Annotated in this window: 23 protein-coding genes; 8 read left to right on the top strand and 15 right to left on the bottom strand. The window is 67.6% G+C overall.

The window, feature by feature from the left end; all coding sequences use genetic code 11:
* Positions 1-14: 14 nt before the first annotated feature.
* The 8 genes from AC07SQ_RS13610 to AC07SQ_RS13575 all read right to left on the bottom strand — a co-directional run bounded on the left by AC07SQ_RS13610 (position 15) and on the right by AC07SQ_RS13575 (position 8533).
* Positions 15-1508 carry a M81 family metallopeptidase gene (locus tag AC07SQ_RS13610; RefSeq protein WP_495270907.1) on the bottom strand — a complete coding sequence of 498 codons (1494 nt, stop codon included), beginning with the start codon at positions 1506-1508 and terminating at the stop codon, positions 15-17.
* Complete coding sequence (locus tag AC07SQ_RS13605; RefSeq protein WP_492684890.1) at positions 1505-2641, bottom strand: ABC transporter substrate-binding protein; 1137 nt, start codon at positions 2639-2641, stop codon at positions 1505-1507. Before AC07SQ_RS13605 ends, AC07SQ_RS13610 begins: the two co-directional genes overlap by 4 nt.
* Positions 2638-3918, bottom strand: coding sequence for a Zn-dependent hydrolase (locus tag AC07SQ_RS13600; RefSeq protein ID WP_495270908.1), 1281 nt, complete (start codon positions 3916-3918; stop codon positions 2638-2640). The genes AC07SQ_RS13605 and AC07SQ_RS13600 overlap by 4 nt, the downstream gene beginning before the upstream one ends.
* A gap of 27 nt (positions 3919-3945) precedes the next feature.
* On the bottom strand, positions 3946-4653 hold the full coding sequence (locus AC07SQ_RS13595; protein ID WP_070063982.1) for an ABC transporter ATP-binding protein: 708 nt from the start codon (positions 4651-4653) through the stop codon (positions 3946-3948).
* Positions 4650-5417 (bottom strand): ABC transporter ATP-binding protein, encoded by a 768-nt coding sequence (locus AC07SQ_RS13590; RefSeq protein ID WP_495270909.1) that lies wholly within the window; start codon positions 5415-5417, stop codon positions 4650-4652. Before AC07SQ_RS13590 ends, AC07SQ_RS13595 begins: the two co-directional genes overlap by 4 nt.
* The gene (locus tag AC07SQ_RS13585) at positions 5414-6373 is read right to left on the bottom strand and encodes a branched-chain amino acid ABC transporter permease (protein ID WP_062468748.1); all 960 of its coding nucleotides are present in this window, start codon (positions 6371-6373) and stop codon (positions 5414-5416) included. The genes AC07SQ_RS13590 and AC07SQ_RS13585 overlap by 4 nt, the downstream gene beginning before the upstream one ends.
* Before the next feature lie 7 nt (positions 6374-6380).
* On the bottom strand, positions 6381-7241 hold the full coding sequence (locus AC07SQ_RS13580; protein ID WP_062468750.1) for a branched-chain amino acid ABC transporter permease: 861 nt from the start codon (positions 7239-7241) through the stop codon (positions 6381-6383).
* A gap of 86 nt (positions 7242-7327) precedes the next feature.
* A complete protein-coding gene (locus tag AC07SQ_RS13575; protein WP_369631970.1) occupies positions 7328-8533 on the bottom strand; it encodes an ABC transporter substrate-binding protein in 1206 nt (401 codons plus the stop codon).
* 214 nt (positions 8534-8747) lie between these two features.
* Between AC07SQ_RS13575 and AC07SQ_RS13570 the strand changes: the two genes are divergently transcribed.
* Positions 8748-9512, top strand: coding sequence for a FadR/GntR family transcriptional regulator (locus AC07SQ_RS13570; protein WP_062468755.1), 765 nt, complete (start codon positions 8748-8750; stop codon positions 9510-9512).
* A gap of 12 nt (positions 9513-9524) precedes the next feature.
* Here AC07SQ_RS13570 and AC07SQ_RS13565 read toward each other — a convergent pair whose 3' ends face one another.
* Together AC07SQ_RS13565 and AC07SQ_RS13560 are read right to left on the bottom strand one after the other, a co-directional pair.
* Positions 9525-9983, bottom strand: coding sequence for a GNAT family N-acetyltransferase (locus AC07SQ_RS13565; RefSeq protein ID WP_495270910.1), 459 nt, complete (start codon positions 9981-9983; stop codon positions 9525-9527).
* Between the two features lie 20 nt (positions 9984-10003).
* The gene (locus AC07SQ_RS13560; protein WP_159274609.1) at positions 10004-10984 is read right to left on the bottom strand and encodes a LysR family transcriptional regulator; all 981 of its coding nucleotides are present in this window, start codon (positions 10982-10984) and stop codon (positions 10004-10006) included.
* 106 nt (positions 10985-11090) lie between these two features.
* Between AC07SQ_RS13560 and aptA the strand changes: the two genes are divergently transcribed.
* Positions 11091-12446 (top strand): omega-aminotransferase AptA, encoded by a 1356-nt coding sequence (aptA, locus tag AC07SQ_RS13555; protein ID WP_495270911.1) that lies wholly within the window; start codon positions 11091-11093, stop codon positions 12444-12446.
* 22 nt (positions 12447-12468) lie between these two features.
* A complete protein-coding gene (locus AC07SQ_RS13550) occupies positions 12469-13986 on the top strand; it encodes a CoA-acylating methylmalonate-semialdehyde dehydrogenase (RefSeq protein WP_095744313.1) in 1518 nt (505 codons plus the stop codon).
* 15 nt (positions 13987-14001) lie between these two features.
* Here the strand turns inward: AC07SQ_RS13550 and AC07SQ_RS13545 are convergent, their stop codons facing one another.
* Genes AC07SQ_RS13545 through AC07SQ_RS13525 form a run of 5 tightly spaced genes read right to left on the bottom strand, consistent with a single transcriptional unit; the run spans position 14002 to position 19419 of the window.
* Positions 14002-15390 (bottom strand): FAD-dependent oxidoreductase, encoded by a 1389-nt coding sequence (locus AC07SQ_RS13545; protein ID WP_495270912.1) that lies wholly within the window; start codon positions 15388-15390, stop codon positions 14002-14004.
* A gap of 9 nt (positions 15391-15399) precedes the next feature.
* Entirely contained in the window at positions 15400-15972 is a 573-nt protein-coding gene (locus AC07SQ_RS13540; RefSeq protein WP_070063972.1) for a phosphonate degradation HD-domain oxygenase, read from the bottom strand.
* Positions 15973-15974: 2 nt separating this feature from the next.
* Entirely contained in the window at positions 15975-17423 is a 1449-nt protein-coding gene (gene phnY / locus AC07SQ_RS13535) for a phosphonoacetaldehyde dehydrogenase (protein WP_390345567.1), read from the bottom strand.
* Positions 17424-17444: 21 nt separating this feature from the next.
* Positions 17445-18671, bottom strand: coding sequence for a phosphonoacetate hydrolase (gene phnA, locus AC07SQ_RS13530; RefSeq protein WP_495270913.1), 1227 nt, complete (start codon positions 18669-18671; stop codon positions 17445-17447).
* Between the two features lies 1 nt (position 18672).
* Positions 18673-19419, bottom strand: coding sequence for a phosphonate utilization associated transcriptional regulator (locus AC07SQ_RS13525; RefSeq protein ID WP_070061830.1), 747 nt, complete (start codon positions 19417-19419; stop codon positions 18673-18675).
* Between the two features lie 160 nt (positions 19420-19579).
* Between AC07SQ_RS13525 and AC07SQ_RS13520 the strand changes: the two genes are divergently transcribed.
* The 5 genes from AC07SQ_RS13520 to AC07SQ_RS13500 all read left to right on the top strand — a co-directional run bounded on the left by AC07SQ_RS13520 (position 19580) and on the right by AC07SQ_RS13500 (position 26259).
* Complete coding sequence (locus tag AC07SQ_RS13520) at positions 19580-20617, top strand: putative 2-aminoethylphosphonate ABC transporter substrate-binding protein (RefSeq protein ID WP_095946855.1); 1038 nt, start codon at positions 19580-19582, stop codon at positions 20615-20617.
* Positions 20618-20694: 77 nt separating this feature from the next.
* On the top strand, positions 20695-21837 hold the full coding sequence (locus AC07SQ_RS13515; protein WP_070061828.1) for a putative 2-aminoethylphosphonate ABC transporter ATP-binding protein: 1143 nt from the start codon (positions 20695-20697) through the stop codon (positions 21835-21837).
* The gene (locus AC07SQ_RS13510) at positions 21834-23558 is read left to right on the top strand and encodes a putative 2-aminoethylphosphonate ABC transporter permease subunit (RefSeq protein ID WP_495270915.1); all 1725 of its coding nucleotides are present in this window, start codon (positions 21834-21836) and stop codon (positions 23556-23558) included. The genes AC07SQ_RS13515 and AC07SQ_RS13510 overlap by 4 nt, the downstream gene beginning before the upstream one ends.
* A 51-nt stretch (positions 23559-23609) precedes the next feature.
* Positions 23610-24740: a 2-aminoethylphosphonate--pyruvate transaminase gene (locus tag AC07SQ_RS13505; RefSeq protein ID WP_070061826.1), complete on the top strand. Its 1131-nt coding sequence runs from the start codon at positions 23610-23612 to the stop codon at positions 24738-24740.
* 76 nt (positions 24741-24816) lie between these two features.
* Positions 24817-26259 carry an MFS transporter gene (locus AC07SQ_RS13500; RefSeq protein ID WP_495270916.1) on the top strand — a complete coding sequence of 481 codons (1443 nt, stop codon included), beginning with the start codon at positions 24817-24819 and terminating at the stop codon, positions 26257-26259.
* The last annotated feature ends 2 nt before the right edge of the window (positions 26260-26261 follow it).

Genomic DNA, 26261 nt, shown 5'->3' with positions numbered 1-26261 from the left:
GATGACGTGGCAGGTTATGCCGGCGCATCCATCGCCGCGTTCGCATCGAGCGGAAACACCGGCCGGCGCACCTGGCTGAACGGGAACAGGCTGTAGTCGGAGCTGGTCACGCCCGGGCTGTCGCACTCCACCAGCGCGGCCGACAGCGGCTCGAACACCGGCCGGCAGTACATGCGCGACTTCAGCAGCAGGAAGCGCTCGGTGCGTGGGTCGAGCCCGGCGCACTCGAACACGCCGATGTCCCACGGCTCCTGCGTGCGCTCGGTGACGACGATGCGCGCCGCGCCGATGTCGAACAGCACGGTGCGCCCCATGCTGCTGCGCTGGCCGGTGTAGGTGGGGCCGGTGATCACGTACTCGCCGTCGCTGATGGTTCGCACCATGCCGGTCAGCCGCACCGGCGTCTTCTTCAGGCCGATGCCTTCCAGCGACACCTTGTTGCCCAGCGCCACCGTCACTTCGGCGCCCTCGCCCGCCGCGACCAGCGCGGCCACCGCCTCAGGGTCGCACAACGGCCCGACGCCGATGCCGTCCAGGCCCTGCGCCAGCGCCTCCTGCAGCACGTCCATGGTGTCGCAGCTGCCGCCAGACATGCAGTTGTCGCCGTGGTCGAGCAGCAGCACCGGGCGCGTGGCACCGCCGGCGATGAGTTTCGCGCGCGCGACCGATGCGGCCAGCGGTTCGCTGCGGTAGATGAAGGCCTCGCGCTCGGCCCACATCTGCGCCGCGATGCGGTCGGCCGTGGCCTGCGCGCGCGCGGGCGATTGCGCATCGACCACGATCACGCTCATGCACGGCGCCGTGATGTCCGACAGCGAGAAGCCCGCCAGGATCGACACCGCCAGCGACTCGGATTCCTCCGCCGCGCGCGCCGCCTCGATGGCCCGCTGCATCGCGCCCGTGAACGAGGCGCTGCGCAGCGTGTGCGCCATCAGCGGCAGCTGGCGCCAGCGCATGTGCGGCTGGCTGCACCCGGCCAGCAGGTCGAACAGCAGGCGGCCGGCGTGCTCGCCGGTCTCGTACATGTCGACGTGCGGGTAGGTCTTGAAGCCGACGATGACGTCGGCGTTCTCCACCATCGCGGGCGTCACGTTGGCGTGCAGGTCCAACGCCACGCCGATCGGCACGCCGGGCGCCGCGGCGCGCAGGCGCACCAGCAGGTCGCCTTCGCCGTCGGTGCTGTTCTGCGCCACCATCGCGCCGTGCAGGTCGAGCAGGATCGCGTCGCAGCCCGGCGCCGCATCGACGATGCATTGCGTGAGCGTGGTGTAGGCCTGCGCATCGACCGGACCGCTCGGGTTGGCCGAAGCCGACACCGGCGTGACGAGCTGCGCGCCCGCCGCTTCGGCCAGGTCGATGAAGGCCGACATCGCGGTGCGCATGCCCTTGTTGTCGGTGTAGGCCTGTTCGCCGAAGGTCGGGCCGTCGGGCCCGAAGGCCGCGAGCGGCGTGGGCACGGGCGAGAAGGTGTTGGTCTCGTGGTTGAGACGCGCGATCAGGACTTTCATTGGGCAAACTTTCCGGCGCTGCCCAGCATGGTGATGTCACCGAAGCTGGAGCCGTTGCGGTTGTCGGGACGGAACGCGACCGTGAAGCCATTCAGGTTCATGGGCGGCGAGTTCTCGATGCTGCGGCGCAGCGATTCGGTGGTGATCGGCCCCTTCACGCGCTGCAGCGATTCCGCAAAGGCCTTGGCCGTGATGTAGCCCTCCAGCCCCAGGTAGGAGCCTTCGCCTTCGCTGCCCGCGGCCTTCCGCGCGCGCTGGTATTCGTCGACGATGGGAAAGCGTGTCTTCCAGAACGGCGGCACCACCTGCGACAGCACGATGCCGCGGCTCTTGTCGCCGAGCTCCTTGTACAGAAGGAACGAGCTCGCCACCGAGTTCGTGTAGATCTGCGGATGGATGGGCGCGGCCACCAGCGAGCGGATGATGTTGATCGCAGGCGTGCCGGCCGCGATGACGTACACCGCCTGCGCCCCGCTCGCGATGACCTGCTGCGCGATGGCGGGATGGTCCTTTTCCTTCGGATCGAAGCGCAGCGACAGCAGGGCCGGCCGCTTGTTCTTCTCGAGCGCGGCCAGCGCGTCCTTCTCGATGCCCTTGCCGTAGGCGTCATCGCTGGAGACGATGGCGATGCGCGTCAGGCCCACGGTCGTCAGGTGGTTCATCACACGCGAGACCTCGTCGGCATACGACTCCCGCACGTGGAAGATCGGCACCTTCGGCCCGCGCAGCACCGCCGCGCCGGTCAGCCCGCCGAAGATGAAGCTGTCGTACTTCGCCGCCACCGGCACCATGGCCGCGCCGATGCCCGTGCCCATGGTTCCAAACAGGCAGACGACGCGGTCCGTACCGAGCAGCTTCTCGGCATTGGCCGCGGCCTTCTCGGGGATGTAGGCGTCGTCGTAGGTGATCATCTTGACGGGCCGGCCCCCGACGCCGCCCGCCTTGTTCAACTGGTCGAGGAACAGCGTCTGGCCTTCCATGAACGCGAGGCTGTTCGGCGTGAACGGGCCGGTGAGCACCGCGGACTGGCCGACCAGGATCGGCTCTCCAGCCGCCAGGGCCGCCGTCGACGCCGCGACCATGCCCATCGCCAGCACGCAGTGAAGGCCGACGCGGCGAAGCGCCGCCTTCACGCGGCCACTCCCGCGCTCTGCAGCATCGCCTGCAGCAGCACGTTGCAGCCGGCTTCGAGGTGGTCGGGCTGCGCGTCCTCGATCTCGTTGTGGCTGATGCCGTCCAGGCAGGGCACGAAGATCATCGCCGCGGGGCACACGCGCGCGAGGTACACGGCGTCGTGGCCGGCGCCGCTGATCACGTTCATCCACGTCATGCCCTGGTCCTGCGCGGCCTCGCGCACGGCCGACACCAGCGCGGGCGTGAACGGCTGCGGCGGGAAGTACACGACCTGCTCGGCCGTCGCCTCGACCTTGCCCTTGGTCGCGATGCGCTGCACGGCTTCTTTCAAGGCTGCGTCCATGGCCGACAGCACCACGTCGTCGGCCGCCCGCAGGTCGACGCTGAGCTTCACGCGGCCCGGGATCACGTTGCGCGAGTTCGGGTAGTTGTCGATCCAGCCGACCGTGCCGCGCCCGTGCGGCGCGTGTGCGAGCGCGATGCGGTTCACCTCGACCACGAGTTCGGCGGCGGCCAGCAGCGCATCTTTTCGCAGCTCCATCGGCGTGGGGCCGGCATGGGCTTCCATGCCCTGCACCACCACGTCGTACCAGCGCTGGCCCAGCGCGCCCTCGACCACGCCGATGACGCGTTCGTTGGCTTCGAGCACCGGGCCCTGTTCGATGTGCGCCTCGAAGTAGGCGCCGACCGGCGACGCCGCCGCCGAAGCGGGCACGGCGCCCGCATAGCCGATGGCCGACAGGGCCTCGGCCACGCTCACGCCCTCGGTGTCGCGCTGCGCGAGCGCGTGTTCGAGCGTGAAGGCGCCAGCGAACACACCCGAGCCCATCATCACGGGCACGAAGCGCGAGCCTTCCTCGTTGGTCCACACCGCGACTTCGAGCGGTGCCTCGGTTTCGATGCCCGCATCGTTCAGCGCGCGCACCACCTCCAGCCCCGCGAGCACGCCGTAGTTGCCGTCGAACTTGCCGCCCGTGGGCTGCGTGTCGATGTGGCTGCCGGTGGTGACGGGTGGCAGCGCGTTGTTGCGGCCCGCACGGCGCGCAAAGATGTTGCCGATGGCGTCCACGCGCACCTCGCAGCCGGCCTCGCGCGCCCAGCGCGTGAAGAGATCGCGGCCCTGGCGGTCCAGGTCGGTGAGCGCGATGCGGCACACGCCGCCCTTCTCGGTGGCGCCGAGTTGCGCGAGCTGCATCAGCGAGTCCCAGAGGCGCTGGCCGTTCACGCGCAGGGCGCGCACGTCCGTTGCGGTGGAAAGTTCGTTCGTTGTGTTCATGATTTTTGCGACGAATGAAGGGCGGGTTCAGGCAAGGCCGACACCCAGATAGCGGTCTTTCACGTCGTGGTCGGCCATGAAGGCGGCGTTGCCGGCCTCGTGCACGATCACGCCCTGCTCCACGATGTAGTGGCGGTCGGCCAGCTGCACGCAGACCTCGAGGTTCTGCTCGACCAGCAGGATGGCCACGCCCGCGGCCTTGATGGTCTTGAGCTGCGCGACGATCTCTTCCACGATCACCGGCGCCAGGCCTTCGACGGGCTCGTCGAGGATCAGCAGGCGCGGATGGTTCATGAGCGCGCGACCGATGGCCAGCATCTGCTGCTCGCCGCCCGACAGCTGTCCGCCGCCGTTGCGCCGGCGCTCCTTCAGACGCGGAAAGATGCGGTAGATGTCGGCCAGCTGCCAGGGCGAGTCGCGGCGCAGGCCGAGCAGCAGGTTCTCTTCCACCGTGAGCAGCTTGAAGATGCCGCGGTGCTCGGGCACCAGGCACACGCCGCGCGTGGCGATGCGGTGCGGCGGCTGGCCCGCGATGTCCGCGCCCTGGAAGCGCACGCGCCCCTTCGTGGGCGTGACGGCGCCGGCAATGCTCTTGAGCGTGGTCGACTTGCCCGCGCCGTTGCGCCCCAGCAGCGTGACCAGTTCGGCCTCGCCCACCGTGAGCGACACGCCCTGCAGCACATGGCTTTTGCCGTAGTGCGCGTGCAGGCCTTCGACTTCGAGGATGTTGCTCATGCCTTGCCTCCCGTGATCATGTTGCCCAGGTACGCCGTGCGCACGCGCGCATCCGAACGGATGTCGCCCGGCAGCCCCTCGGCCAGCACGCGGCCCAGCTGCATGACGGTCACGGTGTCGGAGATGTCCATCACGATGTTCATGTTGTGCTCGATCAGCACCACGGTGTGCGCGTCGCGCAGGCCGCGGATGAGCTGCTTCATGTCGTCGAGGTCGTCGATGCCCATGCCCGAGGTCGGCTCGTCCAGGAAGATGGCCTTGGGTTTGGCCGCCAGCGCCATGCCCACTTCGAGGCGGCGCTGCTGGCCGTGCGAGAGCACGCTGGCGGGCGTGTCGGCCAGCCGTTCGAGGCCAACGCGCGCGAGCACCTCGGCCACCGTGTCGGCGCAGGCGCGCTCGCCGATGGGTGCGCGCCAGCAGTTCATGGCCTGGCGCGGCGCGATGCCCTGCGCCGCCACGCGCAGGTTCTCGCGCACCGACAGGCTGGGGAACAGGCTCGTGACCTGGAACGAGCGCGCCATGCCGCGCTGCACGCGCTGGTGGTCGGGCTCGCGCGTCACGTCGTGGCCGTCGAACACGATGCGCCCGCCCGTGGTGGTGCCGGTGCCCGTGAGCATGTGGAACAGCGTGGTCTTGCCTGCGCCGTTGGGCCCGATCACCGAGTGCACGGTGTTGCGCTTGATCTTCAGATCGACGCCGCCGAGCGCGGCGAACTTGCCGTAATGCTTGGTGACGCCGATGGCTTCGATGAGGATGTCGCTCATGCCTGCTCTCCTTGCACGGCCGGCGCCTTGGCCTCGGCCGCCGTCTTGCGGAACACCCGTCGCCAGGCGCTTTCGCCCAGGCCCCAGAGGCCGCGTTGCATGCCGATGCTCACGCCGATCAGCAGCAGGCCCAGCAGCAGCAGCCAGCGCGGCCACAGCGTGGAGAGCCAGTCGGCCAGCAGCACGTAGAAGGCCGAGCCGAGCACCGAGGCGAACAGGTTGCCGGTGCCGCCGATCACGGTGATGACCAGGATCATCTCGCTCGTGTGGTATTCGGCGTTCGACAGCGGCGCGATGCCGGTCATCATCGCGTGCAGGCCGCCGGCCAGGCCGGTGACGGCGCCCGAGATCACGAAGGCCAGCAGCTTGAAGCGCTTCAGGTCGTAGCCCACGGCGGCGGCGCGGTCCTCGTTGTCGCGGATGGCGAGCAGCGTGCGGCCGAAGACCGAGTCGGTCACCTTGAGCAGCAGCGCGAACGCGGCCAGGAAGATCACCGCCACGAAGGCGTAGTACTTCCACGGCGTGTCCATGAAGGCCGGGCGCGGCACGTCGAGCAGGCCGTTGTCGCCGCCCGTGAGCCCCGAGGCCGTGTAGGCGATGAAATAGAACATCTGCGCAAACGCCAGCGTGAGCATCACGAAGTAGGTGCCGCGCTGGCGGATGGCGACCCAGCCGACCACCGCCGCGCCCAGCGCGCCCATGCCGATGGCGGCGAGCAGCGCGAGCGGCATCGGCAGCTGCAGCCGCGTGAGCAGGATCGCGATGGTGTAGCTGCCCAGCCCGAAGAAGATGCCCTGGCCGAACGAGAGCAGCCCCGTGTAGCCCAGCAGCAGGTTGCAGCCCAGCGCGGCGAGCGCGTAGATGAGCACTTCGCTCGCGAGCGAGCCCGAGCGCATGAACAGCGGCAGCGCGAGCGCGACGATCAGCGCCAGCAGGAAGGTGTATTTCTTTGGCATGGCGCGTTCATCCTCTGCGGCCGAGCAGGCCATGCGGACGCAGCAGCAGCACGGCGCCCATCGCGATGTAGATCATCAGGCTCGCCCCCGGCGGCCAGATGGTGCTCATGAGGCTTTGCACGATGCCGATCAGCACGCCGCCGACCAGCGCCCCGCTGAAGCTGCCGAGCCCGCCGATCACCACGACCACGAAGGCCACGCCCAGCGCCTCGACGCCCATGAAGGGCTCGGCCCCGCGGATGGGCGCGGCCAGCACGCCGGCCAGCGCCGCCGTGGCCGCGCCGAGCGCGAACACCAGGCTGAACACGCGGAACACGTTGATGCCCAGCAGCGAGACCATCTCGGTCGATTCGCTGCCCGCGCGCACCGCGCTGCCCAGGCGCGTGCCTTCGAGCACCCACCACAGCCCCACCGCGAGCACGGCGGTGAAGCCGATCACGAAGAGCCGGTACTTCGGGTAGATGAAGCTGCCCCACATCACCACGCCCTGCAGCAGGTCGGGCGTGGGCACGCTGTTGCCCAGCGGGCCCCAGAACACGATGACGATCTCCTGCACCGCGAGCGCCAGGCCCACGGTCACGAGGATGTGGAATTCGTGCGGCTTGGCGTACACGCGGCGCAGCAGCAGCTTCTCGGCCAGCCAGCCGAGCGCGCCGACGAACAGCGGCACCAGCACGAGCGCGGCCCAGAAATTGAGCCCCCACTGCATGGCCTGGAAGCACAGGTAGGCGCCCAGCAGGTAGAAAGCGCCGTGCGCGAAGTTCACGAAGCGCAGCAGGCCGAACACGATGGACAAGCCAACGGCCAGCAGGAAATACAGCATGCCGATGCCGATTCCGTTGATGGTCTGGAGCAGGTAGACGGACATAGGTGTCGTGGGGTGGCAAACGTGCAGGCGGCACGCGCCCTTCCCGCGCCCAAAAAGGCGCGGGAAGGGCGCGAAGCCGGGCGGCGTCAGGCCAGCTTGCAGCCGGTCTTGTCGATCGGCAGGAACGACTTGCCGGAGCTGACGACGTCCACGTAGTCGGCCGGGTTGGCCATCTTCGACTTCGCCTTGCCCTTGAGCAGGTAGTAGTCCTTGATGACCTGGTGGTCGGCCTTGCGGATTTCTTCCACGCCCGTGAGGCCGTCGAACTTCATGCCTTCGAGCGCCGCGACCACCGCCTTCGGGTCGACCGTGCCGGCCTTGACGATGCCGTCGATGAGGATCTTGGTGCAGATGTACGAGCCGGCCAGGCTGTAGTTGGGCACGATCTTCAGCTTGTCGGCGGTGCGCTTCACCAGGTCCTTGTTGAGCGGCGTGTCGACCGTGTGCCAGTACTGCGCACCGAAGTAGACGCCGTCGCACAGGTCGGCGCCCAGTTCGTCGAACTGCTCCAGGCCCGAGGCCCAGGCCATGAGGATCGTCATGTTCTTGTGCATGCCGAAGCTCACCGCCTGGCGCAGCGCGGCGGACGACTGCGCACCGAAGTTCAGGAGCAGCAGCACGTCGGGCTTGGCGGCCATGGCGTTGGTGAGGTAGCCGCTGAACTCCTTGTCGTTGAGCGAGTGGTAGCTGTTGCCCACGTGCTCGATGCCCTTCTCCTGGAAGATGGTCTTGGCCGCGCTCAGCAGGCCGTCGCCGAACACGTACTGCGGCGTGATCGTGTACCAGCGCTTGGCCTTGGGCATGGACGCGATCAGCGGACGCACCGTCTGCTCGATGGCACCGAAGGTGGGCACCGACCAGCGGAAGGTGGCGGGGTTGCAGTCCTTGCCGGTGATTTCGTCGGCGCCCGCGGTGGTGATGAACAGGCCGCCGGCCTTCTCGGCCTCCTTGCCCATGGCCAGCGCCTCGGACGACAGGATGCCGCCGACGAAGAACTTCGCGCCCTGCTGCTGCGAGGCCTCCTGCACCTTGCGCACGGCCGTGGCCGGCTTGCCCTCGGTGTCGAGCACCGTGTAGGCCAGCGGCCGGTTCAGCACCTTGCCGTACTGCTCGATCGCCAGCTTGGTGCCCAGGTCGGCGAACTTGCCGTTGGCCGCGAAGGCACCCGACATGGGCACCGGCGCACCGAATCGGATCGCGTCGGTGGCCTGGGCGATGGCCGAGCGGCTCATCAGGAGCGAAGCCGGGGCGGCCGACAGGGCGGCCAGCTGAAGGAGTTGTCTGCGTTGCATGGGGTTCTCCGGTCGTGGTGTGGGAAGTGGGGAAGAAAACACAGTGCCTGCGATCGCCGGCAATTTAAGCGGATAAATAGGATTAATATGTTGGTAAAAACCCGTTAGCAAGCCCCGTGCCCAAACCCAACCCGACCCTGCCGATGACGCCGTTAAGATCGCGCGCTGTTGCGCATCCCGCGCATCTCCCGATGTGCATGGATGGAGCGTTTTGATGAGAGTGGGGCACAACCCTCCGAAGCGGCAAAAGCTCTCGGACGTCATCGTCGAAGACGTCAAGCGATGGATCGTTGCCGAGCGCAAGCAGCCCGGCGACCGGCTACCGAACGAGAAGGAACTGATCGAGCTCTTCGGCTATTCGAAGAGCACGGTGCGCGAGGCGCTGAAGGCGCTCGAGGTGCGCGGGCTGATCTCGATCCGCACCGGCCCGGGCGGCGGCGCCTACCTGCAGCAGGTGTCGGTCGACCATGCGTCGGAGCCGCTGCGCAACTTCCTGCACTTTCACCACCTGGACGGCCACCACATCTACCAGCTGCGCAAGGCGCTGGAGCCCGAACTGGCCGTGAGCGTGGTCGGGCGGCTCACGCCCGAGCAGTTCGCGCGGCTCGAAGACAACGTGCGCCTGTGCACCGTCGAGCCGACCAACGAGGACGAATTGCGCACGCAGCGCGAGGCCGAGCTGGCCTTTCACACGATGCTGGCCGAGGCCTGCCCCAATCCGGTGCTGTCCTTCATGTGCCGCTTTCTCAACGACCTGCTGCGCGACCTCGTCGTCTACAAGAAGGCGCTGGACCACCACCACTTCGGAGAGACCAACGTGGACTACCACACGCAGCTGCTGGCGGCCTACCGCAAGGAAGATGCGGACGAGGTGCGGCGGCTGATGGTGGAGCACATGGTGGATGCGGAGCACCACATGCATGAGATGGAAGCGCACATCGGGGCGAAGCATTTGTTGCTGCCGAGCGGACAGCGATAGCACCACAAAGGTCTAGAAGACCTTGCGGAACCGCTCGGCCCTGCCGAAGCGCACGGCGACAGTGCCGTTCGCCTCGAGTCCGCATCGAAGGTAGAACGACCCGGCGTGCGGATTGCCGGTGACGTGGAGTGCCGACGCACCCTGGCACCGGGAAAGCTCGACACAGTGCGCGACCAATGCCTTGCCGATGCCGCGACGCCATGCCTCGGGCTCGACGAACAATCCATCGAGTTCGGCACTGCCGTCATCGTTGGGCAGCACGACAGCGAACCCCGCCGTCACGCCATGGATCTCTGCCACGAACACCCGGCCATCGACGATCTGGGCCAGAGGCAGTTCGATGGCGTCCGGGTCGGACTGAATCGCCTCGCGATCGCCAGGGTTCGCGAGCGATGCGCGCCGCTGCAAGTCTTCGAGTGCCCGGTGTTCCGACGCAAGTGCAGGGCGAATACGCAGTGGTGTTTCAGTCATCTTGGATGGTTTCGGTGCCTTCAGATCTTCGCACCGCCATGCGCCTGCTCCAGGCACGCCTGAAACGCCAGCACCGCCCGTGAAGGCTTCGGCGAGCGCCGCAGCAGACTCACGAACCGGCACGCATAGTTGAAGCGCGCCGGCAGCACCGCCTTCATGAGCCCGCGCTGCTCGAACACCTGCGCGTAGTGGTCGGGCAAGAACCCAAGAAAGCGCCCTGACAGGATCAGCGTCGCGATCGCCTCCTGATCGAACCCCGTCGCCTTGCGCGACAGCCTCGCCCGGTGGCTCAGCTCCATGTTCGGCGAGTGATACCCCAGCCCCGCGAAATGGTGCTCGCCCAGTTTCGACCAGGTGAGCTTGCCGTGCGGGCTGTCGAACAGCGGATGCCCCTGGCCGCAGTACAGCAGCATGGTTTCGTCGAACAGGTCGGCATAGACCAGGCTCTTCGAGCTGCGGTGCGCCGGGATGATGCCGATCTGGAAGTTGCCTTCCAGCACGCCCTGCTCGATGGCGTTGATGGAGCCCACGTGCACCGCCAGGTTCACTTCGGGCGCAATCTCGGTGAAGCGGGCAATGGCCTCGCCGATGCGCGCCTTCGGGTTGGTCGCGGTCTTGTCGAACAGCGCCACGTCGAGCTGCCCGCCCATGCGGTTGTGGATGTCGTCGATGCTGCCGCGAAAGGCGTCGACCGAGGCCAGCAGGCGCAGCGTCTCGTCGTACACGCGCTGGCCCTCGGCCGTGAGCGCAAAGCCGGCCCGGCCGCGCCGGCACAGCACGAGGCCCAGGCGCGTTTCCAGGTCTTTCACGTGGCGGCTCACGGTGGAGGTGCCGATGTTCAGCTCCAGCTCGGCCGCCGCCATGCCGCCGCAGTCGACCACGCTCTTGAACACCTTGAGCAGGCGCAGGTCCATGTCGCTGAGCTGCCCCAGCACGGCGCGGTTGCGGGTGCCCTGGGCAGCGGTTTCGTCGGCGGGCGGGGCCTTGGCCTTTACTTGCATGGATCGTCAAGTGAACATTGATATTGCGCCATTCTCCACACTGAAGGCGTTGCGAACAATCGGCGCATCCCTTCACCCCCGGAGCCCGCCCTGCGCGGGATGCGCCATGACCCTCGCCACACCCGCCATCGAACCCACGCCCACCGCGCGCACCGACGCCGCCTGGCTCGAGGCGCACTGGATGCCCTACACCGGCAACCGCAACTTCAAGGCCGATCCGCGGATCATCGTGGAGGCCAAGGGCGCCTACTTCACGGACAACGACGGCCGCAAGATCTTCGACGGCCTGTCGGGCCTGTGGTGCTCGGGCCTGGGCCACGGCCGCCCCGAGATCACCGAGGCGGTGAGCCGCCAGATCGCCAAGCTCGACTACTCGCCCGCCTTCCAGTTCGGCCACCCGCTCTCGTTCGAGCTGGCCAACAAGATCAAGGAACTGACGCCCGCCGGCCTCGACTACGTGTTCTTCACCGGCTCGGGCTCCGAAGCGGCCGACACCTCGCTGAAGATGGCGCGCGCGTACTGGCGTACCAAGGGCCAGGCGGGCAAGACGCGCCTGATCGGCCGCGAGAAGGGCTACCACGGCGTGAACTACGGCGGCATCTCGGTGGGCGGCATCGCGGCCAACCGCAAGCTGTTCGGCCAGGGCGTCGAGGCCGACCACCTGCCGCACACGCAGCTGGCCAGCAACGCCTTCTCGCGCGGCATGCCCGAAAGCGGCGCCGAGCTGGCCGACCGCCTGCTCGACCTGATCGCGCTGCACGACGCCTCGACCATCGCAGCCGTGATCGTCGAGCCCTTCGCGGGTTCGGCCGGCGTGGTGATTCCGCCCAAGGGCTATCTGAAGCGCCTGCGCGACATCTGCACGGCGAACAACATCCTGCTGATTTTTGACGAAGTGATCACCGGGTTCGGCCGCTGCGGCGCGCTCACGGGCGCCGATGCCTTCGGCGTCACGCCCGACATCATGAACATCGCCAAGCAGGTCACCAACGGCGCGCAGCCGCTGGGCGCCGTGGTGGCCAGCAAGGACATCTACGACACCTTCATCGCCGCCGGCGGCCCCGAGTACATGCTCGAGTTCCCGCACGGCTACACCTACGGCGCGCACCCCGTGGCCTGCGCCGCCGGCATCGCCGCGCTCGACGTGCTCCAGAAGGAAGACATGATCGGCCGCGTGCAGACGCTGGCCCCGCACTTCGAGAACGCCGTGCACAGCCTGAAGGGCAGCAAGCACGTGGCCGACATCCGCAACTACGGCCTGGCCGCCGGCATCACCATCGCCGCGCTGCCGGGCGAGCCCGCACGCCGCCCCTACGAGATCGCCATGAACTGCTGGAAGAAGGGCTTCTACGTGCGCTACGGCGGCGACACGATCCAGCTCGCACCCCCGTTCATCGCCGAGAAGGCAGAGATCGACCGCATGGTCAATGCGCTCGCAGACGCCCTCGCAGAAACCAATTGATCCCCTTTCGAGATACCCAGACATGCAACACGACAAGAACGTCACCGCCACCATCGGCCACTTCATCGACGGCAAGCACGTCGGCGGCGGCAGCCGCGTGCAGCCGGTGTTCGACCCCGCCACCGGCCTGTCGGCCAAGAGCGTCGCGCTCGCCGACAAGCTCACGGTCGAGCAGGCCATCGCCTCGGCGCAGGCCGCCTTCCCGGCCTGGCGCAACACGCCGCCGCTCAAGCGCGCCCGCGTGATGAGCCGCCTGAAGACGCTGCTCGAAGAGAACGCCGACACCATCGCCGCGCTGATCACCGCCGAGCACGGCAAGGTGCTGGCCGACGCGCACGGCGAGCTGCAGCGCGGCATCGAGAACGTCGAGTACGCCAGCTACGTGCCCGAGCTGCTCAAGGGCGAGCACAGCAAGAACGTCGGCCCGTCGATCGACTCGTGGAGCGAGTTCCAGGCGATGGGCGTCGCGGCCGGCATCACGCCGTTCAACTTCCCCGTCATGGTGCCGCTGTGGATGTGGCCGATGGCCGTGGCCTGCGGCAACACCTTCGTGCTGAAGCCCTCGGAGCGCACGCCCTCCTCCACACTTTTCATGGCCGAACTCGCGCTGCAGGCCGGCCTGCCGCCGGGCGTGCTGAACGTGGTCAACGGCGACAAGGAAGCGGTCGACACGCTGCTGACCGACCGCCGCGTGAAGGCCGTGAGCTTCGTGGGCTCGACGCCCATCGCCGAATACATCTACACCACGGGCACGGCCCACGGCAAGCGCGTGCAGGCGCTCGGCGGCGCCAAGAACCACGCGGTGGTGATGCCCGACGCCGACATCGGCAACGCCGTGAGCGCGCTCATGGGTGCGGCCTACGGCTCGTGCGGCGAGCGCTGCATGGCGATCCCGCTGGTGGTGGCCGTGGGCGACGCCACGGCCGACGCGGTGGTCGAGGGCCTGAAGGTCGAGATCGCCAAGATGAAGGTCGGCCCCGGCACCGACAACGGCAACGACATGGGCCCGCTGGTGACCCAGCCGCACTTCGAGAAGGTCAAGGCCTTCGTCGACGCGGGCGTGGCCGCCGGCGCCAAGCTGGTGGTCGACGGCCGCGGCATCCAGGTCGAAGGCCACGAGGGCGGCTACTACCTGGGCGCCTGCCTGTTCGATCACGTGAAGCCCGGCATGACGATCTACCAGGAAGAGATCTTCGGCCCGGTGCTCGGCGTGGTGCGCGTGAAGACGCTGCAGGAGGCGATGGACCTGATCGACGCGCACGAGTACGGCAACGGCACCTGCATCTTCACGCGCGACGGCGAGGCCGCGCGCTGGTTCAGCGACAACATCCAGGTCGGCATGGTCGGCATCAACGTGCCGCTGCCGGTGCCCGTGGCGTACCACTCGTTCGGCGGCTGGAAGCGCTCGCTGTTCGGCGACCTGCACGCCTACGGCCCCGACGCCGTGCGCTTCTACACCAAGCGCAAGACCGTCACGCAGCGCTGGCCCTCGGCCGGCGTGCGTGAAGGGACGATGTTCTCGTTCCCCTCGAACCGTTGATGCGGTAGCCGCGGGTCAGGCCTTGTCGGCTTTTCCCGCGGCGTTCGCGAGCTTGCTGAGCATGCGGTCCACCAGCCATGGCTGGCGGTCCTCATCCTCAGCGCGTTCCTTGCGGCGGATCGCGTTGCGCACGACGATCGAGCCCACATAGCGCATCGGCTCCGGCGGAAAGTAGCCCAGCGGCCCGCCCGTGATCGGGCTGCGCGTCCATGCGTTGTCCTGGTCGAGCACCAGCGACGACAGGATCTGCCCGCCCATGTAGGTCGGCCCCACCCCGTTGCCCGAGTAGCCGAAGCCGTAGTAGATGTGCGGCGCGCCGTCGAGCTTGCCGAAGAACGGAAAGCCCGTCACCGAGCGGTCGGACGGGCCGTTCCAGCTGGCGGTGATCGGCGTGTCACTCAATGCCGGGAAGAAGGAATGCAGGGCCTGCGTGAGTTCGGCCTCGTAGGGCGAACGCTCGTCGAACACCTTGGCCATGCGACCGCCCCAGGCGAAGGTGTTGCCGCCCTTGCCCAGCATGATGCGGCCGTCGATCGTGCTGCGGTAGTAGTACACGAAGGTGCGCGAGTCGAGCACCGACACGCCGTCGGTCAGGCCGATCTGCTGCAGCAGCTCGGGGCAGCGCTCGGTGATGATCATGTCGCTCGAGACGATGGCGATGGTCCGCTCGAACTGCGGGAAGCGGCTGGCCATCCACGCGTTCATCGCGAGCACCAGTTTCTTCGCGCGCACGCGCCCGGTGGGTGTGTGCACCAGCACCGGCTGGTCGGTGCTGAAGTCGAGCATCGGCGTGCGCTCGTGGATGCGGATGCCCATGGCCAGTGCCACGCGCCGCAGCCCGCGCACCAGCTTGCCCGGGTGCACGGTGGCGGCGATCGGCGAGTACACGCCGGCCAGGTTGCGCGCCGAGCCCGAGCGCCGCGCCACCTCGTCGGGCGGCAGCGCGTGGTACGAGTGGATGCCGCGCGCTTCCAGCGCCTGCATCATCGGGTCGAGCGTGCCGATCTGCGCCTGCGAGGTCGCGGTGTAGAGCGTGCCGTCGCGCCGCAGTTCGGCGTCGATGCCGTGCGCCGCGCAGAAGTCGGCGATGTGCCCCACCGCCGCTTCCGACGCCTTCACGAGGCGCACCGCCTCGTCTTCGCCGAACAACCGCCGCAGCGTCAGGAACTTGGCCGACCAGGTGAGCAGGCAACCGCCGTTGCGCCCGCTCGCGCCGGCGCCGCACAGGTCGCTTTCGAGAATGACGATGTCGAGCGTGGGCGCCTGCAGCTTGGCCTGGATGGCCGTCCACAGGCCGGTGAAGCCGCCGCCGACGATGCAGACATCGGCGGTGGTTTCACCTTGCAGCGCCGGGGCCAGATCGCCGTCGTTGAAGAGCGCTTGTTCGATCCAGAAGGGGCGCATCCGTGTGCCTTAAGCGGTGGTGAGGGCTTGCCGGTGTTCGGCGGAACTGATCTCGAGGTGGCGCACGAAGTGCGCGAGGCCGGGCATGTCGGCATCGGCCAGCTTGGCCGTGTCGTCCCACTGCCGCAGGCGCACTGCGTCCATTGCATACGGCAGCGTCTCGAAAGCCTTGGCCTGTGCCTCGTCGAAGACGCCGCCCTGCAGTTGCAGGCTGCGCTTCGAGTCGGGCGACAGCGCCTCCAGGTAGCCGGGCACGCGCGCGCACAGGAAGCGCTTGGCGTCCACGTGCAACCGGATCGGTTCCAGCGTGGCCGGACCGAACAGCGCGCGCAGGAACGGCAGGCAGCGGTACTGATGCAGGTCGTCCAGGCCCTGTTGCGTCGGCGTGCCGCCGAAGTCGTGCAGCAGGTGGCCCAGGTCGTGCAGCAGGGCGGCGGCGATCAGCGCACTGTCCGCGCCCTCCTGCTCGGCCAGGTGCGCGGACTGCAGCGCGTGCTCCAGCTGCGTGACCGGCTCGCCGTCGTACTGCGCATGGCCCTTGGTCTCGAAGAGGCCGACGATGTCGGGGATGCTGAGGCTCATGGTTACCAGGGCAGCGAGTAGGTCTTGGTGTTGGTGAAGCTCTTCATCGCTTCGAGCACGCCTTCCTTGTAGCCCAGGCCCGAGTCCTTGATGCCGCCGAAGGGCGTGAGCTCCAGGCGGTAGCCGGGCACCTCGCGCACATTGACGCTGCCCACGTTCAGCTCGCGGATGAAGCGCGTGATGTAGTCCAGGCGGTTGGTGCAGATCGAGGACGACAGGCCGTAGGCCGTGCCGTTCGAAATGCGGATCGCCTCGTCGATGTTCTTGAAGCGGATGACGGGCGACACGGGGCCGAAGGTCTCGTGCTTGGCCACGGTCATCTCGGGGTCGACGTGGTCGAGCACGGTGGGCGAGTACAGCGCGCCGCGGCGTTCGTTGCCGTACAGCAGCTTGGCGCCTGCTGCGATGGCTTCGTTGACCACGGCTTCGAATTGCTTCGCAGCTGCTTCGTCGATCACGGTGCCCATGTCGGTGTCGGGGTCCATCGGGTCGCCGTACTTCAGCGCGCGGGTCTTCTCGACCAGCAGCTCGACGAAGCGATCCGCAACGGCCTCGTGCACCAGCATGCGCTTCACCGCCGTGCAGCGCTGCCCCGAGTTCTTGTACGACCCGTTGGCAGCCAGCGTCGCCGCCTCCTCGATGTCCGCGTCTTCCATCACGATGATCGGGTCATTGCCGCCCAGCTCCAGGATCTGGCGCTTGTAGGTGGCCTTGCCCGCGATGTACTTGCCGATGGGCACGCCACCGGTGAAGGTGACGAGGTCGACGTCGGCATTGGTCAGCAGCTCGTCGGCAATTTCCTTCGGGTCGCCCGTGAGCACCGACAGCATCTGCGGTGGCAGTCCTGCCTCGTACAGGATGTCGGCCAGCAGGAAGGCCGTGAGCGGCGTCTTCTCGCTGGGCTTCAAGACGATGCGGTTGTTGGTCGCAATGGCCGGCGCCACCTTGTGGATCACCTGGTTCAGCGGATGGTTGAACGGCGTGATGGCGGTGATGGCGCCCAAGAGTGGCTCGCGCATCGTGTAGACCTTGCGACTCTTGCCGTGGTGCGTGAGGTCGCAGGAGAACACCTGGCCGTCGTCCACCAGCGCCTGGTTGGCGGCGAACAGCAGCACGTCGGAGGCGCGGCCCACTTCGTACAGCGAATCCTTGCGCGACAGGCCCGACTCGAGCGTGATGGTGCGCGACATTTCATCGAGGCGCGAGGCGATGATCTCGCCGGCGCGCATGAGGATCTTGTAGCGCTCGTAGCGCGTGAGCGTGGGCTTGTAGTCGCGGGCGATGCGCAGGGCGTGGCGCACGTCGTCCAGCGTGGCCTTGGGCACGGTGGCGATCACCTCGCCGGTGTACGGGTAGGTGACCTCGATGGTGCGGTCGCGGTGGACTTTCTCGCCGGCGATGCGCAGGGCTTCGCGGTGGACGGTGCCTGGCTTCAGGATGGCTTGGCTCATGAGTGCTTGCTCCGTGCGGTGTCAGCGTGCGTGGTTCAGGGCGAGGTCGAGCGCGTCGAAGTTGCGCAGCCGGCGGCCGGGGGCAATGCCTTCGACCGGTCGGTTGCAGATCAGCGGCACCTTCTGCTCCGACACGCCGCCGTGCGAACGCAGCGGCACTTCGAGTGCCGACAGGTCGTGGCGGCTGGCGGCGGTACCGATGACAGTGCTCTGCTCGCTCACCACCACGATGTCGCCGATGCGGTCCGGCGGCAGCTCGAAGCGCTTGGCGGCTTCGGCGCGCGAGAGCACGAGCTCCATGCCCGGAATGCCCTTGATGCGTTCGATCCAGCCCGGCACGCTGGCTTCATCGGGTGCGTACACGGTGGCAAACGAGCCGAGCGCGCCGTGGTGCACCACGTAGGGGTCGGTGATCGGCAGGATCACGCGGGCTTTTTCGGCACCGTACCAGCTGTCGAGCACGTCCTGCAGGTAGATCACATTGGGCGAACCGTCCGCGCCATGCTTGTCGTTCATGCCGTGGTCGGCCGTGAGCACGATGGTGGCGCCCAGCGCGTCGAGCTGCGCGAGGTAGCCGTCCATCATCTTGTAGAAGGCATTCGCGGCGGGGCTTCCCGGCGCGGCCTTGTGCTGCACGTAGTCGGTGGTCGACAGGTACATCAGGTCGGGGCGGCGCGACTCCATGAGCTTCACGCCGGCGGCGAACACGAACTCCGACAGCTCCGCGCTGTAGACCGAAGGCACCGGCATGCCGACCATGTCGAGCACGTTGTCGATGCCGTTCTCTTCCATCGTCACCTGGTCCGACTTCTCGGACGAGAAACAGATGCCCTTCATCTTGTGGCCCAGCAGCTTGCGCAGCTTGTCCTTGGCCGTGACCACCGCCAGCTTGGCGCCCGCGTCGGCAAAGGCCGCGAGCACGGTGCCGGCGCGCAGGTACTTGGGGTCGTTCATCATCACTTCCTGGCCCAGCTCGCGGTCGAAGAAGTAGTTGCCGCAGATGCCGTGCACCGCGGGCGGTGCGCCGGTCACGATCGACAGGTTGTTCGGGTTGGTGAACGAGGGCACGACGCAGTCGGCGAGCAGGTCGGCGCCGTCCTTGCGCATGCGGGCGATGTAGGGCGCCACGCCGGCTTCGATGGCCGCGTCGAGGTACGCCGGCTCGCAGCCGTCCACGCACACGACCACGATCGGACGCGCCATCCAGCGATAGCTCCTGGCATTGACTTCAAGTGTCTCCGGTGTCATTTCAGACTTCCTTTTGGGGTGGGTGGTTCGGGGTAGCGGTGGTGTTGCTGGAGGTGGCCGCATCGGCGTCGATGCGGCCGAAGGCCTTGTGCATGCGTGCGCGGCTGCCGGCCACGTGTTCACGCAGTGCGCGCCCTGCCGTGTCGGGGTTGCCGCTGGCAATGGCGTCGACGATGTGGCTGTGCTCGTCGGCCGAGACCCGCAGGCCGCCGCCGCTGTCGAGCGCGCGCATTCTGAAAAGGTGCAGCTCCTTGACGAGCCGCTTGTAGGTTTCGGTGAGCTTCTTGCTGCCGGCGGTGTCGAGCAGGATCTCGTGGAACTGCAGGTTGAGCTGCGCGTACTGCTCCACGTCCTGCGCCTGGGCCGCCGAGCGCATGGCGTCAACCATGGCGCGCAGGCGCTCCACCGCGTCGGGCTGGATGGCCAGGGCCACGCGCCGGCCGATGATTTCTTCCAGCGCCTCGCGCAGCTCGTAGATCTCGTCGGCTTCCTCGAACGCGATCTCGCGCACGAAGACACCGCGGTTCTTCTCGTTGCGCACGAGGCCCGCTTCTTCCAGTGCGCGCAGCGCCTCGCGGATCGGGCCGCGGCTGGTGTTGAAGCGCTGCGAGAGCTCGCTCTCGTTGATGCGGCTGCCCACGGGGAGCTCGCCCGTCATGATCAAACGCTCGATTTCTTCCTGCATCAGCATCGGCAGCGAGCTGGACTGGAGGAACGCGAGGGCGGCGGAGTGATTGCTGGTGACCATGGGGCGTATTTTCCCGAAGGATCGTCAACTGTCAACAATTTTTTATTGACAGTCATCAATCAGCAGCCTACATTGCAAACACCGGATGGCGTTGCCCACCCTCGCGCCGGCGCCAGCCCTCACCCTTCTTCAGTGACAGCCAGCCTTTCAGGAGAAACAGATGACGATGAAACAAAGCACGCGCCGTCTCACGGCCGCCCTGTGTGTTGCGGCCCTCGGCCTCATGTCCGGCAGTGCGTGGGCGCAAAAGACGCCGCTCCTGGTCTACACGGCGCTCGAGACCGACGCCATGAAGCTCTACAAGGACGCGTTCGAGAAGGCCAACCCCGACATCGAGGTGAAGTGGGTGCGCGACTCCACCGGCATCGTCACCGCCAAGCTGCTGGCCGAAAAAGCCAACCCGCAGGCCGACGTGGTGGCCGGCCTGGCCGCCAGCAGCCTGGCGCTGCTGCAGCAGGAAGGCATGCTGCTTCCTTATGAGCCCAAGGGCTTCAAGGAGCTGAACCCCGCGTACTCCGACGCCGCCCGCCCGCCCGCCTGGGTCGGCATGGACGTGTGGGCCGCCACCATCTGCTTCAACACGGTCGAGGCCAAGAAGCTCGGCCTGCCCAAGCCCGAGAGCTGGAAGGACCTGACCAAGCCCATCTACAAGGGCACGATCTCGATGCCGCACCCCGCCTCCAGCGGCACCGGCTACCTCGACGTGTCGTACTGGCTGCAGAACATGGGCGACGCCGAAGGCTGGAAGTACATGGACGCGCTGCACCAGAACATCGCGCAGTACGTGCACTCGGGCTCCAAGCCCTGCAAGCAGGCGGGCGCGGGCGAGTTCCCGATCGGCATCTCGTTCGAGTTCCGCGCGCACCAGGTGAAGAAGTCGGGCGCGCCGGTCGACCTGATCTTCCCGAAGGAAGGACTGGGCTGGGACATCGAGGCCACCAGCCTCATGAAGACCAGCACGAAGCTGGCGCAAGGCAAGCGCTTTGCCGACTGGATGGCGAGCAAGGAAGCCAACCAGATCAGCGCGCGCTGGTGGGCCGTGGTGGCCTACCCGGGCGTGGTCTCCAAGCTGGAAGGCATTCCGGACAACTACGAGAAGCTGCTGGCCAAGAACGACCTGAACTGGGCCGCCAAGAACCGCGAACGCATCCTCGCTGAATGGAGCAAGCGCTACGAAGGCAAGGCCGAACCCAAGTAAGCCCGACGGCATCCCCCGGTTTTCAATTCAAGGGTGCCGCCGCAGCTGGTGACGCCCTCCAACGACGAGTGCGAAAAATGGACATGACCGACACCCGCTTCATCGCCAGCCAGTTGACTCCCACCTCGGCCCCGCCCGCGGCCCTCGAGATCGTCGGCGTTCGCAAGGACTTCGAGACCTTCAGCGCGCTGCGCGATGTGCACCTGCGCGTGAACCCGGGCGAGATGCTGTGCTTTCTCGGCCCCTCGGGCTGCGGCAAGACCACGCTGCTGCGCATCATCGCGGGCCTGGAGACGCAGACCGCCGGGCAGATCCTGCAAAACGGCAAGGACGTCTCGTGGCTCTCGCCAGACAAGCGCGACTACGGCATCGTGTTCCAGTCGTATGCGCTCTTTCCCAACCTGTCGATCGCCGAGAACGTGGGCTACGGCCTCGTCAACAGCCGTGCGAAGCGGGGCGAGATCAAGGCACGCGTCGACGAGCTGCTGAAGCTGGTCGGCCTGCCGACCTCGGGCGCCAAGTACCCGAGCCAGCTCTCGGGCGGCCAACAGCAGCGCGTGGCCCTGGCCCGTGCGCTGGCCACGCGGCCCGGCCTGCTGCTGCTGGACGAGCCGCTGTCGGCGCTCGACGCGCTCGAACGCATCCGCCTGCGCGGCGAGATCCGCCGGCTGCAGAAGCAGGTCGGCATCACGACCATCATGGTCACGCACGACCAGGAAGAAGCGCTGTCGATGGCCGACCGCATCGTGGTGATGAACCACGGCGTGATCGAGCAGGTCGGCACGCCGATGGAAATCTACGAGCAGCCGGCCACGCCCTTCGTGGCCGACTTCGTGGGCAAGGTCAACGTGCTGCGCGCGATGGCGCTGGGGAACCAGCGCTTCCAGGTCGGCGACATGGAACTGCAGTGCGACGCCTGCGACGGCGCCTTCGAGCCCGGCGACGCGGTCAACCTGTACCTGCGGCCCGAAGACCGCGCGGTGGAACACCTGCGCGAGGACACGCCCAACCGCCTGCAGGCCAAGGTCACGAAGGTCGAGTTCCTGGGCGGCCTGTGCATTGCCGAAGTGACGGCCGATGCGCTGCACGGCCAGACGCTGGGCCTGCACTTCTCGCTGAACCAGCTGCACGACCTGGACATCCGCGAGGGCAACACGATCGACATCGCCCTGCGCGCCAACCGCATCCGCGCCTTTGCCGCGCGCACCGCCAAGCCATGAACACGCTGGCACATCCCCGGCCTGTGCTCGCTGCACGCCCCGCCCTGCGCTGGAGCCGTGACGAGACCATCGCGCGCGCCATCCTGTTCGTGGTGATGGCGATGCTGTTCGTGTTCCTCATCGCGCCGCTGCTCACCATCCTGGCCCACGCGGTGCAGGACAAGAACGGCCGCTTCGTCGGCCTGGCCCACTTCATCACCTACTTCCAGACGCCGAGCCTGCTGCGCGCGGCGTGGAATTCGATCTGGGTGTCGGCTGCGGTGGTGATGATCTCGGTGCCCACGGCCTTCGTGTTCGCCTACGCGCTCACGCGCAGCCGCATGCCGGCGCCGCTGAAGGCGGTGTTCCGGCTCATCGCGCTCATTCCGCTGCTCGCGCCCTCGCTGCTGTCGGCCATCTCGTTCGTGCAGTGGTTCGGCAACCAGGGCGCGCTCAAGTTCCTGCTGGGCGGCGCCTCGATCTACGGCGCGCCCGGGATCATCCTGGCCGAGGTCTACAACACCTTCCCGCACGCGCTGATGATCCTGGTCACCGCGCTGTCGCTGGCCGACGGCCGGCTGTACGAAGCGGCCACAGCCCTGCGCACGCGACCCCTGCGCCAGTTCATGACGATCACCCTGCCCTCGTGCAAGTACGGCCTGATCAGCGCGGCCACCGTGGTCTTCACCTACGTGGTGAGCGACTTCGGCGCGCCCAAGGTCATCGGCGGCAACTTCAACGTGCTGTCGGTCGACGTGTTCAAGCAGGTGGTGGGCCAGCACAACTTCTCCATCGGCGCGGTGGTGGGCATGCTGCTGCTCATTCCGTCGATCATCTCCTTCGTGATCGACTACGTGGTGCGGCGCAAGCTGAAGGCCCAGCTCACGGCGCGCTCAGTGCCCTACACGCCCAAGCCGCGCAAGGTGGCCGATGCGCTGCTCACGCTGTTCTGCACCGTGGTCTGCAGCCTGCTGCTGGCCACCATCGGCATGGCGATCTACACCTCGGCGATCTCGCTGTGGCCCTACGACCTGTCGTTCACGCTCAAGCACTACCACTTCGTGCTGGTGGAAAGCGACATGGCCGCCGCCTACGGCAACAGCCTGCTGGTGGCCATGGTCACCGCGGTGGCCGGCTCGCTCATCGTGTTCGTGGGCGCCTACCTGATCGAGAAGACGCGCAACCTGGGCCTCATGCGCAAGGGCATGCACCTGATGGCGGTGCTGTCGATGGCGGTGCCGGGCCTGGTGCTCGGCCTGGGCTACGTGATGTTCTTCAACCATCCGGCCAACCCGCTGAACTTCTTGTACCAGACGATGGCGATCCTGGTCATCTCGATGGTGGTGCACTACTACACCTCGAGCCACCTCACGGCGGTGACGGCGCTCAAGCAGATCGACAACGAGTTCGAGGCCGTGTCGGCATCGCTGAAGGTGCCATTCTTCAAGACCTTCCTGCGCGTGACGGTGCCGGTGTGCCTGCCGGCCATCCTGGACATCGGGCGCTACTTCTTCGTGGTGTCGATGGCCAGCCTGTCGTGCGCCATCTTCCTGTACACGCCGGAGACCATCCTCGCGTCGGTCGCGATCATGCACCTGGACGACGCCGGCGACATCGGCCCGGCCGCCGCGCTGGCCAGCCTGATCGTCGTCACCTCGACGCTGGTGTGCATCGCCTACGCACTGCTCACGCGCGTGCTGCTCGCACGCACGCAGGCCTGGCGCAACCTCGGCCGCGGCTGAACGAACCCCTCACCTTTCGCCCCTCATTCCCTTTCCCTGCCTGGAGACACCATGAGTCAAGCCGCCCACCCCATCCTGCTCACGCCCGGCCCCCTGACCACCTCGGACCGCACCCGCCAAGCGATGCTGCGCGACTGGGGTTCATGGGACGCCGACTTCAACCAGATCACGGCGCGCATCCGCAAGGAAGTGCTCAACATCGTGCACGGCACGGGCACGCACGAATGCGTTCCGTTGCAAGGCAGCGGCACCTTCTCGGTCGAAGCGGCCATCGGCACCATCGTGCCGCGCAACGGCCATGTGCTGGTGCCGAGCAACGGCGCCTACTGCCAGCGCCTGGCCAAGATCTGCAAGGTGCTGGGCCGCAAGCTCACGACCATCGACTACACCGAGGAGAAACAGGTCTCGCCCGCTGATGTCGACCGCGCGCTCGCGGCCGACCCGAGCATCACGCACGTCGCGGTCGTGCACTGCGAAACCGGCGCCGGCGTGCTCAACCCGCTGCACGAGATCGCGCTGGTGGTCGCCAAGCACGGACGCGGCCTGATCATCGATGCCATGAGCTCCTTCGGTGCGCTGGAGATCGATGCGCGCAAGACGCCCTTCGACGCCGTGGTCGCCGCCTCGGGCAAGTGCCTCGAAGGCGTGCCGGGCATGGGCTTCGTGGTCATCAAGCGCAGCACGCTCGAAAAGTGCGAAGGCAACTGCCACTCGCTGAGCATGGACCTGTACGACCAGTGGGTCTACATGGAGAAGACCACGCAGTGGCGCTTCACGCCACCCACGCACGTGGTCGCCGCGCTCGACACCGCCATCGCGCAGTACATCGAGGAAGGCGGCCTTCCTGCGCGCGGCGGGCGCTACACGCGCAACTGCAAGGCGCTGGTCGACGGCCTCGCCACGCTGGGCTTCCGGCCCTTTCTCGACCCGGCCATCCAGGCGCCGATCATCGTCACCTTCCATGCGCCCGACGATGCCAACTACGACTTCAAGACCTTCTACCAGGAGGTGAAGAAGCGCGGCTACATCCTCTACCCCGGCAAGCTGACGCAGGTCGAGACCTTCCGCGTGGGCTGCATGGGGCACTTCGGCGACGCGGGCATCCCGGGCGCGGTGGCGGCCATTGCCGACACGCTGAAAGCCATGGGCATCCGGCAGGTGACGGCGGCCGTCGCGGCCTGAAGCACCTCTGAGCAGACCGGCGCATTGCAGCGCCGGTCCTACAAAGCGGGGGGATGCGCTTCGCATAATCCCCCGCATGACGGTTCTGCGCAGCGACATCCCTGCCCGCCTGGACCGCCTGCCGTGGTCGCGCTGGCACTGGCGCGTGGTGATCGCGCTGGGCGTGGCCTGGATCCTCGACGGCCTCGAGGTCACGCTGGTGGGCTCCATCGGCGCGGTGCTGGAGCGGCCCGACACGCTCGGGCTCACGGCGGCAGAAATCGGCTGGTCGGGATCGATCTACATCGCGGGCGCGGTGATCGGCGCGCTGGTGTTCGGCCGGCTCACCGACCGGCTCGGGCGCAAGAAGCTGTTTCTGCTCACGCTCGTGGTCTACACGATCGGCACGCTGGCCACGGCCTTCTCGCCCAACTTTGCCTTCTTTGCGCTGTGCCGCTTCGTCACCGGGCTGGGCATCGGCGGCGAGTACGCGGCCATCAACTCGGCCATCGACGAGCTCATTCCGGCGCGCGTGCGCGGGCGCGTCAACCTCGCGATCAACGGCAGCTTCTGGATCGGTGCGGCGCTCGGTGCGGCGCTGAGCCTCGTGCTGCTCGATGCGCGCGTGATCGGCCCCGTGTGGGGCTGGCGCGCGGGCTTCGCGCTGGGCGCGGTGCTGGCGGTAGCCATCCTGCTGGTGCGGCGCCATGTGCCCGAGAGCCCGCGCTGGCTCATCGCGCACGGACGCGCGGATGAGGCCGAGCGCATCGTCGCGAACATCGAGCGCGAAGTCGAAGTGCAGCACGGCCCGCTGCCCGCCGCGCAAGGCCACGTCATGTACACCGCCGCGCGCCAGAACAGCCCGTCGATGCGCGAGGTGGCGCGCGTGCTGCTGCGGCGCTACCCGGCGCGCAGCGTGGTGGCGACGGCGCTGATGGTGTCGCAGGCCTTTTTCTACAACGCGATCTTCTTCACCTACGCGCTGGTGCTCACGCGCTTCTACGGCGTGGCCGAAGGCCGCGTGGCGCTGTACATCTTTCCGTTCGCGCTGGGCAACGTGCTCGGGCCGCTGCTGCTGGGCCCGCTGTTCGACAGCGTGGGCCGACGCAGGATGATCGCGCTGACCTATGTGCTGGCCGGCGTGGGCCTGGCGCTCACGGGCTGGGCCTTCATGCAGGGCTGGCTCGACGCGCGCAGCCAGGCGCTGTGCTGGTCGGCGGTGTTCTTCCTGGCGTCGGCGGCGGCCAGCTCGGCCTACCTCACGGTGAGCGAGGTGTTCCCGCTGGAGATGCGCGCCATGGCCATCGCGATCTTCTATGCCATCGGCATGGGCGCGGGCGGTTTCGCGGCGCCGGTGCTGTTCGGGATGCTGATCGAGACCGGCAGCCGCGGTGCGGTGATGGTGGGCTACCTGATCGGTGCCGTGCTGGTCATCGTCGCGGGGCTGCTGGCGCTGCGCTACGCGGCCGATGCAGAACGCAAGCCGCTGGAGGAAGTGGCGCCGCCGCTGTCGTCGGAGGCCGGCGGCGAGCGGCCCTGAAG

Source organism: Variovorax sp. GW821-FHT06D12 (assembly GCF_059419205.1).
The sequence above is the reverse complement of the archived record's forward strand: the minus strand, read 5'-3'. Positions and strand labels throughout refer to the sequence as shown.